The organism is Corallococcus sp. AB049A (genome assembly GCF_003668885.1).
Lineage (GTDB): Bacteria > Myxococcota > Myxococcia > Myxococcales > Myxococcaceae > Corallococcus > Corallococcus interemptor.
This window is the reverse complement of the sequence record NZ_RAWL01000915.1, coordinates 1-567: the sequence shown is the minus strand read 5'-3', so window position 1 is coordinate 567 and position 567 is coordinate 1. Positions and strand designations below refer to the sequence as shown.

The 567-nt window shown below is 69.0% G+C and carries 1 protein-coding gene; it reads left to right on the top strand.

What is annotated here, in order from left to right; all coding sequences use genetic code 11:
• Nucleotides 1-59: 59 nt before the first annotated feature.
• On the top strand, nt 60-567 hold a 508-nt coding region (locus tag D7X55_RS40210; protein WP_233610409.1), incomplete at its 3' end, for an AMP-binding protein.

Below are 567 nucleotides of genomic sequence, written 5' to 3'. Positions count from 1 at the left end.
CTTCGCTGCCTTCTCTCTCCGCGCGCGTCCTCCCGCTGGAGGTGGAGTCCGCGGCCCACATGCAGCCACTCCCGGTGGCGTCCGTGGGGCCAGAGGATTTGGCCTACGTCATCTACACGTCCGGTAGTACCGGCCGCCCCAAGGGCGTCGCCGTCCACCACCGCGCGTTGATGAACCTCGTCTCCTGGCACCAGCGCACCTACTCGCTGACGCCTCGGGACTCCACCGCCCTCACCGCTGGCGTCGCTTTTGACGCTTCCACCTGGGAGGTGTGGCCCTCGCTGGCCTCTGGAGCCAGCCTTGTCGTCCCGTCTGACGCCGTACGTGCCGAGCCCGCCCAGCTGATTCAATGGCTGGCCCGCGAAGCCATCACCACCTGCTTCATGCCGACGCCCCTGGCCGAGGCTGTGTTGCGTGAGGAGTGGCCTCGGCCCATCGCTCTGCGTGCCCTGCTCACGGGTGGCGACGCCCTCCACCACGGCCCTCCTGCCTCAGTACCCGTGGCCCTCTTCAACCACTACGGGCCCACCGAGAGCACCGTCGTCGCCACCTTCACCCCCGTCCTGC